Origin of the sequence: Flavobacterium sp. ALJ2 (assembly GCF_015594725.1) — a bacterium.
In the GTDB taxonomy this organism is placed as follows: Bacteria; Bacteroidota; Bacteroidia; order Flavobacteriales; family Flavobacteriaceae; genus Flavobacterium.
The window spans coordinates 23,464-39,320 of record NZ_JADNRC010000010.1 but is presented as its reverse complement, the minus strand read 5'-3'; the positions used below and the strand labels follow the sequence as shown (position 1 = coordinate 39,320).

At 32.4% G+C, this 15,857-nt stretch carries 10 protein-coding genes and 1 other RNA gene; 7 read left to right on the top strand and 4 right to left on the bottom strand.

What is annotated here, in order from left to right; genetic code table 11:
• Positions 1 to 9 precede the first annotated feature (9 nt).
• Complete coding sequence (locus IUY40_RS12645; RefSeq protein WP_195737230.1) at positions 10 to 1,065, bottom strand: glutaminyl-peptide cyclotransferase; 1,056 nt, start codon at positions 1,063 to 1,065, stop codon at positions 10 to 12.
• A gap of 87 nt (positions 1,066 to 1,152) precedes the next feature.
• On the opposite strand from IUY40_RS12645, the gene ffs reads away from it, so the two are divergent.
• The 3 genes from ffs (at position 1,153) to fsa (ending at position 3,067) form a co-directional block, all read left to right on the top strand.
• An RNA gene (gene ffs / locus IUY40_RS12640) (signal recognition particle sRNA small type) lies at positions 1,153 to 1,250 on the top strand.
• Positions 1,251 to 1,447: 197 nt separating this feature from the next.
• Positions 1,448 to 2,251: an SDR family oxidoreductase gene (locus IUY40_RS12635; RefSeq protein ID WP_195737229.1), complete on the top strand. Its 804-nt coding sequence runs from the start codon at positions 1,448 to 1,450 to the stop codon at positions 2,249 to 2,251.
• Positions 2,252 to 2,410: 159 nt separating this feature from the next.
• Positions 2,411 to 3,067 carry a fructose-6-phosphate aldolase gene (gene fsa / locus IUY40_RS12630; protein ID WP_195737228.1) on the top strand — a complete coding sequence of 219 codons (657 nt, stop codon included), beginning with the start codon at positions 2,411 to 2,413 and terminating at the stop codon, positions 3,065 to 3,067.
• A gap of 158 nt (positions 3,068 to 3,225) precedes the next feature.
• Here fsa and IUY40_RS12625 read toward each other — a convergent pair whose 3' ends face one another.
• The 3 genes from IUY40_RS12625 to IUY40_RS12615 form a co-directional block, all read right to left on the bottom strand.
• Positions 3,226 to 4,695: an MFS transporter gene (locus IUY40_RS12625; RefSeq protein ID WP_195737227.1), complete on the bottom strand. Its 1,470-nt coding sequence runs from the start codon at positions 4,693 to 4,695 to the stop codon at positions 3,226 to 3,228.
• 177 nt (positions 4,696 to 4,872) lie between these two features.
• Positions 4,873 to 5,574 carry a LytTR family DNA-binding domain-containing protein gene (locus IUY40_RS12620; protein WP_195737226.1) on the bottom strand — a complete coding sequence of 234 codons (702 nt, stop codon included), beginning with the start codon at positions 5,572 to 5,574 and terminating at the stop codon, positions 4,873 to 4,875.
• A complete protein-coding gene (locus IUY40_RS12615) occupies positions 5,564 to 6,616 on the bottom strand; it encodes a histidine kinase (RefSeq protein WP_195737225.1) in 1,053 nt (350 codons plus the stop codon). Before IUY40_RS12615 ends, IUY40_RS12620 begins: the two co-directional genes overlap by 11 nt.
• Before the next feature lie 259 nt (positions 6,617 to 6,875).
• Here IUY40_RS12615 and IUY40_RS12610 point away from each other — a divergent pair, with 259 nt between their 5' ends.
• The 4 genes from IUY40_RS12610 to IUY40_RS12595 all read left to right on the top strand — a co-directional run bounded on the left by IUY40_RS12610 (position 6,876) and on the right by IUY40_RS12595 (position 15,760).
• A complete protein-coding gene (locus IUY40_RS12610) occupies positions 6,876 to 9,911 on the top strand; it encodes a SusC/RagA family TonB-linked outer membrane protein (protein ID WP_195737224.1) in 3,036 nt (1,011 codons plus the stop codon).
• A gap of 10 nt (positions 9,912 to 9,921) precedes the next feature.
• Positions 9,922 to 11,490, top strand: coding sequence for a RagB/SusD family nutrient uptake outer membrane protein (locus tag IUY40_RS12605; protein ID WP_195737223.1), 1,569 nt, complete (start codon positions 9,922 to 9,924; stop codon positions 11,488 to 11,490).
• Positions 11,491 to 11,602: 112 nt separating this feature from the next.
• Positions 11,603 to 13,540 carry a glucosamine-6-phosphate deaminase gene (gene nagB, locus IUY40_RS12600; protein WP_195737222.1) on the top strand — a complete coding sequence of 646 codons (1,938 nt, stop codon included), beginning with the start codon at positions 11,603 to 11,605 and terminating at the stop codon, positions 13,538 to 13,540.
• A gap of 153 nt (positions 13,541 to 13,693) precedes the next feature.
• The gene (locus IUY40_RS12595) at positions 13,694 to 15,760 is read left to right on the top strand and encodes a family 20 glycosylhydrolase (protein ID WP_195737221.1); all 2,067 of its coding nucleotides are present in this window, start codon (positions 13,694 to 13,696) and stop codon (positions 15,758 to 15,760) included.
• Positions 15,761 to 15,857 lie beyond the last annotated feature (97 nt).

Sequence of the window (15,857 nt, the reverse complement as noted above, 5' to 3'; positions counted from 1 at the left end):
TATTTTGTATTATTCAGAAACAGTTATTTCAAACATTTTGTCCCAGTTTTTACCTGTTACAAAAATTGTTTTTGTTTTTGGGTTGTATGCAATTCCGTTTAAAACATCATCGATAGTTATGCTTGGAGCTAATTGTTTGCGTAAGGCAGACATATCTAATATTCCTTCGACTGTACCGCTTGTTTGGTTTACAACAGCGATAGCATCTTTTTGGAATACATTTACATAGAATTTTCCATTTATTAGTTCTAATTCGTTTATTGCTTTAATTTTTGAGCTTCCAGAATATACATTGATATAATCAATCATTTTTTGAGTTTCTGGATCCATTTTCCAAATTTTTTCGGTTCCATCGCTTTGATAAATATATTTTCCATCATTTGTCATTCCCCAGCCTTGAATGTCTTTTTCGTAAGTAAATGTTTTTTCAAGTTTTAATGTGTTGATGTTATATATAAAACCTGTTTTTTCTTGCCAAGATAATTGGTATAGTTTGTTGTTGATAATAGTGATCCCTTCTCCAAAGTATTTATTATCAAGTGTTATTTCTTTATATACTTTGCCAGTTTTGTAATCGTATTTTCTAAAATAAGAATCTCCTTTTTGACCTGTGCTTTCATAAAGAGTATCTCTAAAAAACTCCAATCCTTGAGTAAATGATTTTGCATCATGAGGATATGTATTTATGATTTTATATTTTAATAATTTTGGTTGTATGTTTGAAACTAATTCGATTCTTGAAGTCGCTTCTGAGTTTTCTCCACCAAAATAAACTAATGCTTTTAATTTTTGGTAACCTAGTTTTTGATCTTTTAATTCAAAACTTAATTTGTTTATACCTTTTACTGTACCAGCTTTTTTATCATTTACAAAGTACACAATACTATCAATTTGTTTTGAATTTGGGTTTGTAATACCCAAAGAAACTGACTGATTTGTTAAAAAATGGGCAGGAAAATTAGAGTCATCAAAAGAAAATATAGAATTTTCTTCTTTTTTTGTCTCTTTACAACCAATTAGAGTAATCCCTAATAAAATGAATGTTAGGATGTTATGTTTTTTCATAGTCTAAAATTTAAAGTAGCCAATATACAATGTTATTTTTATAGGCCAAAGCTCTTGCAAAAATATAAAAAGTTTGTATATTTGCACCGGCAAGTCCTACACGATCTGCTCCTGCAGACTCCCCCAGGATGGGAACATAGCAAGGGTAAGTGGTTGAGCGATGCGATGTAGGTCGCTTGCCTTTTTTTTAATCTGAATTTTATTCAGATTTTTTTTGAAATTTATTTAAATGTAGTCTTCCTTCGGGGAGATTTTTTTATTTTTGGACTTGTCTAAAGTTAGAAGTTATATGCGAGAGGTTTGGGGTTTTTAAATACTTGATCCAAATTCTATTCGTAAACACTAACATTTAATCTATTAATATTTAATATCTAACCTAAAAATGAGCAAAGTCATTTTAATTACCGGAGGATCTTCAGGGATTGGAAAATCGATTGGAGAATTTTTGCATAACAAAGGATATGTAGTGTATGGAACTAGCAGAACTCCAGAGAAGGTTTTGAATTCTGTTTTCCCTTTAGTTGCATTAGATGTTCGAAATGTAGAGTCGATTAAGACTGCTGTTGCAAAAATCATTGAGACTTCAGGACGTTTAGATGTTGTTATTAATAATGCTGGTGTTGGAATTACTGGTCCTTTAGAGGAAATTCCGACTGAAGAAATCAAGAATAATTTTGAAACTAATTTTTTTGGTCCTATCGAAGTAATGAAAGCTGTTTTGCCACAAATGCGTGAGCAAAAATCGGGTTTGATTATCAATATTACTTCTATTGCAGGTTATATGGGATTGCCTTATCGTAGTGTATATTCGGCTTCGAAAGGGGCTTTGGAATTAATTACAGAAGGGTTGCGTATGGAAGTGAAGTCTTTTGGGATTACTATTACTAATGTTGCTCCTGGTGATTTTGCTACAAATATTGCTGCCGGACGTTATCATGCACCAGTAATTAAGGGGTCTGCTTATGAAGTTGTATATAGCAGAACACTTGAAACTATGAATGAACATGTTGATGCGGGAGGAAATCCTAATGAAATGGCTGAGGCAATTTATGAAATTATGCAAACTAAAAAACCAAAAGTACACTATAAAGTGGGGGCATTTATGCAGAAATTTTCGATTGTTTTGAAGCGGATCCTTCCTGATAAAGTTTATGAAAAGATGTTAATGAATCATTATAAGTTGTAATTTTGCAACGATTTTGCGTGAGGGATAGGAGTAGACTACCGAAGTAGTGCGGATAGCCCGACCCGATTTACGAAAGGCGCCTAATAAGCGGTTTGTAGATAGCGCCTTTGGAAAATAGGGGCATGCCCAAATTTAGGAACACAATTAAATATAATACATATGAAATTTTTTATTGACACAGCTAATTTAGCTCAAATTAAAGAAGCACAAGCATTAGGCGTTTTAGACGGAGTTACTACTAACCCAACATTGATGGCGAAAGAAGGTATTACTGGAAAGAATAATATTTTGAAGCATTATGTTGACATTTGTAATCTTGTTGAAGGTGATGTAAGTGCCGAAGTTAATGCTTTGGATTACGACGGAATGATTAAAGAAGGTGAGGAATTGGCTGATTTACACGAGCAAATTGTGGTTAAGTTACCAATGACTAAAGAAGGAGTTATGGCTGCAAAATATTTTTCGGATAAAGGAATTAAAACGAATGTAACTCTAGTGTTTTCTGCTGGACAGGCTTTATTAGCTGCTAAAGCGGGAGCTACTTATGTTTCTCCATTTATTGGTCGTTTGGATGATGTTTCTACTGATGGTTTAGCGCTTATTGAAGAAATTAGATTGATTTATGATAACTATGGTTATGAAACTGAAATCTTAGCTGCTTCTGTACGTCATACTATGCATATTGTAAATTGTGCAAAAATTGGTGCTGATGTTATGACTGGACCTCTTTCTGCAATTTATGGTTTATTGAAACACCCATTAACAGATATAGGATTGGCACAGTTTGTTGCTGATTTTGAAAAAGGAAATAAATAATTATCCTTTAGATTTATTCTAAACCGCCATGTTTGTTAAAAGCATGGCGGTTTTTTATGCCTATAAATGAGTTTTAGATAGATAGGTCTAGTTTTAATGTAAGCAAAAAAAAAGACCCATTGTAAAATGGGTCTTTTTCTATTTTAATGCGGTAGCTTTTAGTGACCTCCACCTTCACTTTGAGTATGACTAATTCCTTGTCTCTTAAGTATTTTAGGACAATAGTAACCATAGAATCCTAAATATGCAAAACCAAGTAATGGTACAATATAAGAGAAATGTGTCCATGTGATTCCAAAAATTCCTTCTGGACTAGTAAGGTCAATATCACAAATACTTCCTTGTACTAAAGGGATAACTCCTCCTCCAAGAATCATCATGATTAAAAATGAAGATGCTTTTCCTGTGTTTTTGCCTAGACCAGCGATAGCTAAATCGAATATAGATGGCCACATAATAGATAAGAATAAACCTCCAGAGATAAAGAAAAATTTAGCAATTGATGGGTCTGGACAAACTAATCCTGCAACCATCATTAATAATCCTGAAATTCCGAAAAGCATTAAAGTTTTTCCGGCATTTTTACCGCCTACAAAGCTTACTGCTATGAATAATAAGATCCAGATTGGGTAGATATAGAATGAAGAAACATCATGTGCTGCAAAAATATTCGCTCCAATAATTACTCCAAATGCTATAGCTGGAACAATAAATTTTAATGCGGTATTTACTAACGTCGAAGTATTGAAAACGTTTACTCCGCCATTCCAACGACCAATCATTAAACTTCCCCAATAAAGAGCGATAAATGGTGCGATAGCGTCTTCTAAAATATTGCCAAATTCGGCAGTATGTAGTAAAGCTGGTAAATTACTAATAATTGTTACCTCTGTTCCTACGTATATAAAGATTCCTAACATTCCTAAATATAGTTGTGGGTAATCTGAAATGTTGAATTTTTCGTGTGCTACTTTAACTACTTCTTCCTCTTCTTTTGCAGGATCTTCAATTTTAGAGAAGTTCATGAAAATAGCTACTACGATAAAAGCAAGTCCAAGGATAATGAAAGGTAGTTTGATGTCTTCTAATGAAAGAGATGTGTTTTTATTATCTCCCATTCCAAACAAAGCAATTCCTAGTAAGATTGCTCCAATTGTTGTTCCGAAAGAGTTGATACCTCCTGCTAAAGTTAAACGGTGAGCTCCTGTTTGTGGACTTCCCATTTTAATAGCTAAAGGATTGGCTACAATTTGTTGGATAGAAAAACCTAAACCAACAGTAAATAATGCAGTTAAAAAGAAAGGGAAGCTTTCCATAGTCGCTGCTGGAACAAATAAAAATGAACCTACAGCAGAAAGAATTAAACCAGCAGAAAGTGTTTTTTTATATCCAAATTTTTGTAGCACATCCATTTTTAAAGATACTAGAAAGAAAATGATAGATCCTACGAAGTAAGCAGCATAAAACGCCCAAGCTACTAATTGCGATTGTACTTGAGATAAAGTAAATACTTTTTTAAATACTGGTATTAGGATATCATTGGCTGATCCAACAAAACCCCAAAAGAAGAAGACTATTATCAATGAGATAAATTGTCCCCATTTGGTTTGTACATTTTCTGAACTCATAATGCGATAAGGTTAATTGTATTTGTTTTTATTGTTTTTTGACGAGCGTAAATATATTTGTTAACTCGTTTAAAAAAAAATAAAACAGAACAAATAATGTTAAAATTATACCAACAGCATGAATTATTCAACAAAGTGTTGTTTTTTGAACACTTAAAACTGATGATAGTGAGGTAGTTATTCTAGTATTTTGCTTTTTACTTCTTTGCTATAATTCCTACCTATCGGTAAAGTGAAAGATTGGATTTGTATACGATTTCCTTCAATAGATTTTACTTTATTGACTGCAATTAGATATGATTTGTGAATTCGCATAAATCTATCGGCTGGTAACTCGTCTGACAAAGCAGTTAATGACTTGTGTGTGATGTAAGTTTTATCAAGAGTTATAACCTTGATGTATTCTTTCATGCCTTCTACAAATAAAATTTCATCAATATTTATCTTTATCATTTTTTTATCTACTTTGATAAAAAGATGTGGTTCGACACGGTGATTTTCAACCTTGATGTTATTTTTTAAATTATATTCGGTTGTGATTTTATTTATGCATTTTATAAATCGGGGTAGTGGAATAGGTTTTACTAAATAATCTAAAACTTCAAGATCATAACTTTCTGCTGCAAATTCTCTAAAAGCTGTGGTTATAATAACCTTAGTTTTGTTTTCTATTAAACTAATGAGTTCAAAGCCAGTCATCATTGGCATATTAATGTCCAAAAACACGGCATCGACACTGTTATTGTTTATGTAATCTAGTGCTTCTAGTGCGTTAACAAATGTACCGGTAATTTCAAAATCGGTAAAGTTTGTAAAATAGTTTTGTAGAACTTTGATTGCTAATGGTTCATCATCAATCAATACGCATTTAATCTTCATTATTAATAGGTATTTGCAAACGAATTATATAATAATTAAATTTAGTTTTATGTTCTAAATTGTAATTATTTTTATAGATCAGTTTTAGTCTTTTTAGGGTGTTAGTTAAGCCAATCCCTTTTTTTGTCTTAAGATTTTGTGAATGTACAAAATTATTTATTACTTCAAAATCTAGCGTTTTGTTATCAATGATTTTGCAATTTACTTTTATTTTTAAATTAGGGTTATTAAGACCTCCATGTTTAAATGCATTTTCTATTAATGAAATGAATATCAATGGAGGAACCTCAATTTCATCAATATTAGATTCTAAATTGATACTAACTTCTACATTGTCAAATCGGAGTTTTTCTATTTCAACATAATTATGAATATAGTCTATTTCCTGAATTAGTTTAACAGACTTGGTTCCTTTTATGTCATATAGTACATATTCCATTAACTTGGATAGTTTAATAATCACATCTGGAACCTTATCGGATGATTCGAGAGATAAAGCATATAAGTTGTTTAAGGTGTTAAAGAAAAAATGTGGTTGTATCTGATTTTCGAGGTATTTTAATTTGATTTTAAATTGATTTTCTCTCAAAGACCGATTTCTTTCTCTTTCACGCAACCAAGTGAGTGTTAGATATACAGAAGAAGCCATTGCTACTACATATAATTCACCAATACATACAGCAACGATGTGATTTATTTCAAAAGGCTTGTATTCTCGATTTGCTTCTGGCCAAATGTTTTGTGATATAATATAATAGGTAAGAGCCGTTTTTACCAAATAAATTACAAAAAGGCTTGCTATTAAACTAAAGGTGTATTTGGTGTATTTTGATTTTAACACATAATGAGGTACCAGAACAAAAAGATTAAAATAGACTAAAGGTATATGTAATGAGAATTCAATAAGGTTCGATTTAAATGAGTAAGGATAATCATTAAAGTAGGCTCCCCATCTTAAAAAATTTAATAAAAAATAAAGACCCCAAAACCAAAGGTGATTTTGAAGTTTGATATCAAATTTCATTTTATTGATTGCTTTCAATTATTTAGTAGGTTTTTGATGGCTAAGAATATTTTTTGCAACTTTAAACAATTAGTTAGTAAAATCAACTATTTTTTGAGTAAAACTTTAAAAAAAATGCAAAATACGTTATATTTTGGATATGAAAACGTTTTCGTATAGCGTATTATTGATTATTTTGTGTCGTTCGTTTAAAGTTTGTTGTTGTTGGTATAATTTATTTTTTTTAACAATATCTTAAGAATAGATTTACACCATAACTAACAAAAATAAAAAAAACATGAAAAAAATTTTCTTAATCTTTATGATTGTTTTTACGGCGCAGGTTTCGCTTGCTCAGGTTAAAAACATTAAAGGTGTGATTACAGATTCTGATGGGATGCCGTTACCAGGGGCTTCTATTGCGGTTCAAGGAGGGCAAAGAGGAACAATTACCGATTTTGACGGTGTTTTCTCTATTGAAGCTCAAAAAGGACAAACATTGGTTTTTACCTATGTAGGTTTAGAAACACAAAATGTTGTAGTTGGAGATGCGACTACAATTAATGTTAAATTAAAATCAGCAGCTTCTAATATATTGAATGAGGTTGTTGTAACTTCACTAGGTATTAAAAAGGCAAAAAAAGCTTTAACATATTCAGCTCAAGAACTTAAAGGAGAAGAATTAACTCGAGTAAAAGATGCGAATCTTATCAATACAGTTGCAGGTAAAATTGCTGGTGTAACCGTAACTAAAAGCTCATCTGGTGCAGGAGGAAGTACTAAAGTTACTATTAGAGGTAAATCATCTTTTGTTAATAACCAACCTTTATATGTTATTGATGGTATTCCTTTGTATAATGGAGGTTCAGGACAGCCTAATGGAACTTTTGGGGATTTAGCAGGTGGTAACCGCGATGGAGGTGATGTTGTTTCTTTAATTAACCCAGATGATTATGAAGGAATGACTGTACTTAAAGGTGCGGCAGCTTCAGTATTGTATGGTAGCCAAGGTGCTAATGGAGTAATATTATTATCTTCGAAAAAAGCAAAAAATGGAGCAGAAACATTTAATGTAAATTCAGTGACTACTTTTGAATCAGCGGCTTATTTGCCAAAATTTCAATCTGATTACACTTCTAATGTTGGAGATCCAAGAACTTGGGGAGTAAAACAAAAAGTTGAAGGAGATATTGATGATTTCTTTGAAGTAGGTAATACGCAAATTACTTCAATGACTTTTTCTAAAGCTACAGATGGTGCTTCTACTGCTTTAAGTTATGCTAATACTAATGCATCTGGAATTGTTCCGGGTAATGATTTAAAGAAAAATAATTTTGGGATACGTCAAACTAGCAATTTTTTTGATAATAAGTTAAGTGTTGCCGTTACTGCAAATTATGTTTCACAAACAATTAATAACAGACCTACTAACGGTTTATATTTTAATCCAATTGCAGGAGTTTACGGGCATCCAAGAGCTTTTACTCTCGATGACTTAAAAACATATGAAGTTTTTAATCCCGTAAAAAATATGATGGAACAATACTATCCGGGTTTTAAAAAAGTAAATGAAAGTAATGAAAATCCATATTGGCAAATTAATAAACAAAAATCTGAAGACAAAAATAACTTCTTCAATGGAGCGATTGCTTTAGATTATAAAGTAAATAATTGGTTGCATTTAACGTCTAGATATAGCTACAACAGAAATGAAAGTACTTTCCAAAAAAGAATGTATGGTTCTTCAGCAGAATCTTTGGTTCATGAAACCGGTAGATATATTAATGCTGGTTTAGTAGGTGCTCAAAATTATGGTGATTTAATAGCTTTGATTGATACTAAATTTTCTCAAGATTTTAGTTTTAATGGGACATTAGGTGCAAGTATAAATAATTCAAAAGTTACCGGTTTAACTGTTGATTCAGGAATAGGTAAAGGTCTTGTTTTTGACAATATCTTTACATTGGGTAACTTTGTTAGTAACAATGGAAATTTTCAAACTGGAGCAGAAAGAGAAGTTCAATCTGTATTTGCGGCTACAACTTTTGGTTATAAAGATTATTTGTATTTAGATTTAGCTGCGAGAAATGATTGGTCTTCTACGTTAGTAAATACCGAAAATCCCGGATATTTTTATCCATCAGTAGGTTTAACTGGTATTATTAGTGAAATGACTGCAATGCCAGACTTTGTTAATTTTGGTAAGGTTCGTGCTACTTTTGCAAAAGTAGGTAACGATATTGCTTCTACTATTACTAGTCCTACGTCTGCTATTGTTGCAGGAGAAAGCTTAAATCCTATAGTAGGACCAAGACCAGGAACTAGCTTAAAAAATGAATTAAAAACGGAGATTGAGTTAGGTACTGAATGGAGAATGTTTAATAATAGATTAGGTTTTGAACTTTCATATTATACTTCAGAAACTAAAAATCAATTTATCCAAATTCCTGCAGAATCTACAAATGTTAATGGATATACTAATTATGCAATTAACGCAGGAAGTATTTCAAATAATGGTTTTGAGGTTGTTTTATTTGCTGACATTATTAGAGGAGATAAATTTAATTGGGATACTAGAATTAATTATTCACACAATAGGAGTAAAGTAAATGATATTCCTGCCGAAAGTGAAGAAGGAAGAATTGTTCTTACTGATCCGGGATCTAATTCGTATAGATACTCATTAATCGAAGGAAGACCTTTTGGTGTAATCGAAGGATATAACTTCAAAAAAGATGCACAAGGGAGAATATTGGTAAATGATGACAATACAATTCAAAGAACAGATTGGGAAGAATTAGGGAATGCAACTCCTGATTTTATGTTAGGCTGGTCAAATACATTTAAATTTGGTGCATTTACAGCAAATATCTTATTGGATGGGCGTTTTGGAGGAGAGGTTTTAAGTTTAACAGAAGCGATTAATGATTTTAATGGTGTTTCTAAAGCTACTGGTGATGCAAGAAATGCAGGAAGTGTTAAAATTAATGGTGTAAAAGCTAGTGACGGTGTAACGCCAGTTACTTCAATGGATGCATATACGTATTATGATGGAACTGCTGGGAGAAATGGTGTAAGTGGTGAGTATATTTATAATGCTACTAATGTTAGTGTAAGAGAAGTATCTATTGGGTATACTTTTAATAAAAAGACATTACCATTTGTACAATCGGCTAGCTTATCATTAATTGCAAGAAACTTGTTCTTTATATATAAAGACGCTCCTTTTGATCCAAATGTTGCTTTAAGTACAGGAGAAGGATTACAAGGAGTTGATGTTTTCGGTATGCCATCAACAAGAAGTATTGGTCTTAATTTAAACTTAACTTTTTAATCTTACTATCATGACATTAAATATAATAAAAAAGACAGCAATATGTTTCTCTTTACTTGCAGCTGTTAGTTGTACAGATAATTTTGATGAGATAAATCAAAATCCAGTAGGTGCAACGACACCAGATTTAGAACAAAACTTTAATAATATTAAAAGTTTAATTAAACCTGCTTTTACAAGACTGTATGTTTCTGATTTTACTTGGCAATATCAATTACAGCAAAGTTTGCAGGCGGATGGGTGGTCTGGTTATATGACAACACCTAATAATTTTGATGGGATTAGCAATCATAATTATGCATTGAATGCAGGATGGAATGGATATGCTTGGGATGATGCTTATATAAGAATTATCGCAAATCTTTATAAAGTTGAACAAAGAGCAAAAGGAAAATACGATCAGTTTTATGCTTGGTCTTTAATTATCAAGGTTGCTACTATGCAAAGGATTACAGATATGTATGGTCCTGCCGTTTATTCTAAATTTGGAGGAGAAGGTTTTGCAACTTATGATTCTCAACAAGAAATCTATAATCAAATGTTTAAAGATTTAGATTTAGCTATAAATGATTTGACTGCTAGATATAATGTTGAAGAACCTACAAAATTTGCTGAAACAGATTTATCTTCTTGCAAAGGGAGTTATGGTCAATGGGCTAAATATGCAAATTCATTACGTCTAAGATTGGCAGTGCGTATTTCTAAGGTAGATCCTGCTTTAGCTAAAGCAGAAGCAGAAAAATCAATAAATCATCCTATTGGTGTTTTTACTACAATGGCTGATGTAATGAAAATTAAATCGCCTCTTGATCTCAATGTAATTGAACAAATGAGTCATGCTTGGGGTGGTTTGTTTATGGGTGCCGATATGGAGTCAATTTTAGGTGGTTATGGAGATCCTCGTATGGCTAAATATTGGAATACATCTGAGCAAGTTCCTGGAGAATATAAAGGAGTAAGAACTGGTATTATTTATCCAACACCATCAACTTATGCTAAATTTTCACAAACTGGTCCTAGAACAAAAACTGGAGAAGTAACATGGATGTCTACTGCTGAGGTTTATTTCTTAAGAGCTGAGGGTGCCTTGAGAGGATGGAATATGAATGGTAATGCTAAAGATTTATATGAAGCAGGTATAAGAGCATCTTTTGATCAAAATGGAGTTGAAGGTGCTGCTACTTATATTGCAGATAATACCAAAATGGCTAAAGATTATACAGATCCAATTAGCGCGGTTAATAATACTCCTGCAGTTTCAAAAGTTACTGTTGCTTGGGGGACTGATAAAGAAGTAAATCTTGAAAAAATTATTACTCAAAAATGGATTGCTACTTATCCTGATGGGCAAGAAGCTTGGTCTGAATATAGAAGAACTGGTTATCCTAAACTTTTTAGGATAACAAATAATAAAAGTGGTGGTGTAATTAGCACTGCACTAGGCGTTAGAAGGTTGCCTTTTTCTGCAAATGAGGTAGCAAACAACCCAAAAGGAGTTGCATCGGGAGTAGCAGTTTTAGGAGGTCCAGATAATGGAGCAACTAGACTTTGGTGGGATACTACAGGTCCTAACTTCTAATAAAAACAGATTTTTAAGAAAGAAAGAATGTAAGCGGCATAAGTAATGAAAATTACTTATGCCTCTTTTAAACGCGCATGTCTTTATAATAAATAGTATAAAAAAATAAAAAATGGAAAGTGCTATAGAAATTAAACCAGACATTAGCTATAAAAGTGCTGGTAAATTTGAAGAGACACGATTTGAAAAAATCCACAACGAAATCTTCAAGAATTCTACCGAAGCATCGCTTGTTGTTGCGCAAGAAATTGCTCAATTAATTAGATCAAAGCAAGAAAAGAATAAATCTTGTGTACTAGGTTTAGCCACAGGTTCTTCACCTATAAAAGTATATGAAGAATTAGTTAGAATGCACAAAGAAGAAGGATTAAGTTTTAGCAATGTTGTTACTTTTAATTTGGATGAATATTACCCGATGACTAGAGAAAACAATCAGAGCTACCATCATTTCATGCATCAACATTTATTTAATCATATCGATATCAATCCAGAGAATGTTAATATTCCTGATGGAACAGTTGCAATCGATGAATTGAATCAGTATTGCATTGATTATGAAATGAACATAAAGAATGCTGGAGGATTGGATTTTCAATTATTAGGAATTGGTCGTACAGGACACGTAGGATTTAACGAGCCAGGTTCGCATATAAATTCAGGAACGCGTATTATTACTTTGGATCACATCACGAGAGTAGATGCTTCTTCCGATTTTAACGGAATTGATAATGTGCCAAAAAGGGCCATTACAATGGGAGTATCTACAATTCTCAGATCCAAAAGAATAGTACTTATGGCTTGGGGACAAAACAAAGCCGATATTATCAAGAGAACCATTCAAGGGGATATTAGTTCAGAAATTCCAGCCACATTCCTGCAAAATCATAGCAATGCAACCTTTGTTTTAGACCAATCAGCTGCATCTGAACTAACTCGTTTTAAAACACCGTGGTTAGTTGGTGAGTGCATTTGGAATCAGGAATTAAAAAGTAAAGCGATTGTTTGGCTATGCCAAAAAACGAAACAATCTATTCTAAAATTAACTGATAGAGATTACAACAATAACGGAATGTCTGATTTGTTGGCTCAGGAAGGTTCTGCATATGATTTGAATATAAACATGTTCAACGTATTGCAGCATACTATTACAGGATGGCCAGGAGGAAAGCCTAATACAGACGATTCACACCGTCCAGAAAGAGCCACCCCTGCAAAGAAAAGAATTATTCTTTTTAGTCCACATCCAGATGATGATGTTATCTCAATGGGAGGAACATTTTCAAAATTAATAAAACAAGGTCACGATGTACATGTGGTATATCAAACCTCTGGAAATATTGCCGTTACCGATGATGAAGCATTGAAGTTTGCTGAGGTAAGTAACGATTTTATTACCGATGCAGATACTAAAGTAAATTTCAAATCAGTAATTGAGTTTTTGAATAATAAATCAGAAAATCAAATTGATTCCTTAGAAGTTCGCAAACTAAAAGGGCTAATAAGAAGAAGAGAATCTTATGCAGCTACAAGATATATTGGGTTGAAAGATTCTAATACCCATTTCCTGGATCTTCCGTTTTATGAAACAGGACAAATCAAGAAAAATCCGTTAGGTCTAGAAGATATTGCTATCGTAAAAGACATTATCGAAAAAATAAAACCACATCAGGTATTTGCCGCTGGAGATCTTGCTGATCCGCATGGAACACATGAAGTATGCTTGAATGCCATCTTTGCAGCAATGAAGGAACTAAAACCACAACCTTATATGGATGATTGCTGGTTATGGTTATACCGAGGTGCTTGGCACGAATGGGATATTCATGAAATAGACATGGCTGTACCTTTAAGTCCATCAGAAGTATTGCTAAAACGTCATGCTATTTTATACCACCAATCTCAAAAAGACAGAGTTATGTTTCAAGGAAATGACTCCAGAGAGTTTTGGGTTAGAGCCGAAGATCGTAATAAAAACACTGCGATTTTATATGATGATTTAGGTCTGGCTGAATACGAAGCGATTGAAGCTTTTAAACGTTTTGATTATTAATAGATTGCATGAATTAGAATAATTTAAGTTACAAAATTCAGAGTGATAACCTTGGTGATAAAGAGGTTCAATTAGGTTTTCTTCTGAGTTTTGTTTTTACCCGAGTTTTTAAGTCAATATTTATTGCAAAAAGACTCTTTTACAACAAAAAGTATGAAATATATATTGATCTTATTATTTTCTGGTATAGTTGCCAATGCTCAAATTAAAAGAGAGCAATTAAACCTTATGCCATGGCCACAAACAATAAATTTATCTGAGGGTACATTTGCTTTAACAAAAGGTTTTACAATAAATATTACAGGAAATCCTAATCCGAGAATTTTTAGCGGGGCAACTCGTTTTTTAAGACGATTAGACGGTAGAACAGGATTGTTTTTTGAACAAGATTTTTTGACCAAACTTAATTCGGCACCTACAGCACAATTACAAATAAATTGCACTAAAAGTGGTAAAATTGGTTTATATGAAGACGAGAGTTATCATCTTGATATAGAGCAAAATAAAATCATAATTAATGCAACAAGTGATTTAGGAGCTTTACATGGTCTAGAAACATTATTACAAATGTTACAAAATAATAGTACCTCTTACTACTTTCCAGTTTCTCAAATCTCAGATTTTCCAAGATTTACATGGAGAGGCTTAATGATGGATGTTGCGAGACATTTTCAACCAGTAGATGTAGTTAAAAGAAATTTAGATGCATTAGCAGCTATGAAAATGAATGTTTTTCACTGGCATTTGGTAGATGATCAAGGTTGGAGAATACAATTAAAAAATCATCCTAAACTTACTGAACTAGCTTCAGATGGATTTTATTATACACAAGAAGAAATTAAAGACATTGTTAAATATGCTGATGAGCGAGGGATTTTGGTTGTACCAGAAATCGATGTACCGGGGCATGCATCAGCAATTTTAACAGCTTACCCAGAAATAGGAAGTAAAGTAGTAAATATATCTAATGGAAATGCAGAAGGTAGTGCAAAAGCGGCAGTAGTATCTACATATAGTATTGAGCGTAATGCAGGGATTTTTAGCCCTACGTTAGACCCATCTAATCCTAAAACTTATCAATTATTAAGTGAGATTTTTGATGAAGCATGTCCGTTATTTCCAGGAGCATATTTTCATATCGGAGGAGATGAAAATGAAGGTAAAGACTGGGATGCGAACCCTAAAATACAAGCGTTTAAAAAGAAGCATAAGTTAGAAACCAATCATGATTTGCAGACTTATTTTACAATGAAATTAGTTCCGATGCTTAAAAAACACGGCAAACAATTGATGGGTTGGGAAGAGATTATGACAAAAGATATGTCTAAAGATGCAATTATTCATGCATGGAGAGGTCCTAATGAAGGTGTTGCAGTTGGTAAATCATTAACTGAATCTGTTAAAAATGGTTACAAAACTGTTTTGTCTAATGGATATTATATTGATTTAGTTCAAGGAGTAGAAGCACATTATTTAAACGATCCATTACCTAAAAGTGCAAACTTTACCCCAGAAGAAAAAGCAAGAGTATTAGGTGGAGAAGCTACAATGTGGACAGAACTTGTAACACCTTTAACAATGGATTCAAGACTTTGGCCAAGAACAGCAGCAATTGCCGAAAGATTATGGTCTGCAGAAGATATTACAGATTTAAACAGCATGCGCAAAAGATTAGCGGTTGTTTCATTTAGATTAGAAGAGTTAGGAATTACACATATTAGAAACAAAGATGTAATCTTAAGAAATATTGCAAATAATCAAAGCATTACAGCATTAAGTGATTTCTCTAATATATGTGAGCCTTTAAAAGGATATAAGAGAAATAAAGGTGGAGTTGAATATCAAACGTATTCTCCATTTACACTGTTTGCGGATGCTTGTACACCAGATGCACCAGATGCAATTGCTTTTGATGCAGTTGTGAAAGAATATTTAGTAGATAAATCTGCTGAAAATAAAGCTAAAGTAACTTCATTCTTAAATAAATGGATAGGTTTAAAAGCTAGCCTAACAAGTTTAAGTGAAAACGCACCTTTAATTCAGCCTATTTTACCTCTTGCTACTAATCTTAGTGATCTGTCGCAGCAATTAATAAATGTATTGGATAATAAAGCAAAAGTTTCACCAGCAGTTTTAAACGATTTATTAGAGAAATGCAACTCTAAAGATTATGGAGATGTAGAATTAGCTGTTTATGAAAGTTTAAAAAAATTGTTATAATATAAAGTAGAATAGAATAAAAGTAGAGTTAGATTAATAATTGAATTAGTTGAAGTTTAGTTGCCATAATTAACTAGTAATTATCTCTTCTAGAATT